The sequence below is a fragment of the Streptomyces niveiscabiei genome, from assembly GCF_001419795.1.
Lineage (GTDB): Bacteria > Actinomycetota > Actinomycetes > Streptomycetales > Streptomycetaceae > Streptomyces > Streptomyces niveiscabiei.
In genome coordinates this window covers 1-926 of sequence record NZ_LIRL01001430.1, presented here as the reverse complement: position 1 = coordinate 926, position 926 = coordinate 1, and the positions used below count along the sequence as shown (strand labels likewise).

General features: G+C 71.3%; 3 protein-coding genes. All 3 read right to left on the bottom strand.

All coding sequences use genetic code 11. The features are described 5' to 3' along the window. On the bottom strand, nt 1–340 hold a 340-nt coding region (locus AOK24_RS44730), incomplete at its 3' end, for a WXG100 family type VII secretion target (protein ID WP_420876744.1). Continuing rightward, the gene (locus AOK24_RS44725; RefSeq protein ID WP_055725512.1) at nt 340–636 is read right to left on the bottom strand and encodes a DUF6317 family protein; all 297 of its coding nucleotides are present in this window, start codon (nt 634–636) and stop codon (nt 340–342) included. The genes AOK24_RS44730 and AOK24_RS44725, both read right to left, overlap by 1 nt. Next, nucleotides 636–926, bottom strand: a 291-nt coding sequence (locus AOK24_RS44720; protein ID WP_338060985.1) for an SAV_915 family protein, incomplete at its 5' end; no start/stop codon positions are given. The genes AOK24_RS44725 and AOK24_RS44720, both read right to left, overlap by 1 nt.

Below are 926 nucleotides of genomic sequence, written 5' to 3'. Positions count from 1 at the left end.
GGGCGCCCTTGGGGTCGGTGGCCACGCCCTGTTTTGCTGCCGTGTGCTGGGCGTTCTGGAGGGCTGTCTCGCAGGAGGAGAGTTGGTCGGCGAGGGTTTCGAGGATGCCGCCGACCGCTTCGACGAGGCCGCCGAAGGCGCCTGCGGTGAGGGCGTCCTCGGACCAGGTGGCGCGGAATCGCTCGGCCGCCTCGCCCTTCCAGCCCGTGTCCTTGACCAGGGCTTCCACCTGGTCCGTCACGGGGGTGATCGCCGCTTCCAGGGACGGCTTCGCCGACTTGTACGACGTGCCCATCGCCCGCAGGCCGCCGATGTCGCCGCCGATCCAGCTGTCGGACATCAGTCCCCGTCCTTCATGAGGTCCTCGAAGAGGCCGTGTACGTCGATGTCGTGGCGGTGGAAGGAGTCGCGGGCGTAGGCGACCTTGTCGCCGTGGTCGTCCATGCGGTCGGCGAAGAGGGTGTGGAGCGCGGAGATGAGGTGGGCGGCCTCGGAGATGGCGTGGTCGAGGCCGGGGTCGCCGCCGCTGACGACGGCGGGGGTGACCTGGCCATGCAGGGCGCGGTAGTTGGTGGCCTCGGTGTGGAGGGTGGAGGACATGGAGGTGAGGTCGGAGAGGACGACGTTGAAGTCCATCAGCGCACCGCCTCCGCGTAGGCCGCGAGGTCGGCCGGTGTCCAGTTGCCCGCGCCGGGCGCGACCGCGGGGTCGAGGCGGACCGTCACTCCGTGTTCCCGCATGCCGGTGGCGAGGACCCCGAGGGACGTGGCGACCCAGGGCTGGGCCTCGCCGAGCGCGGCGGCGAGTTTCCGCGGGCTCGTGAAGGCGAGGGCGACCGCGCCGGCGCCGTCGGGGCGGCCGAACAGTTCGTAGACGATGTAGGGCACCTCGTCGGCGTACCGAGGATGCGCGGGGACGAACACGGG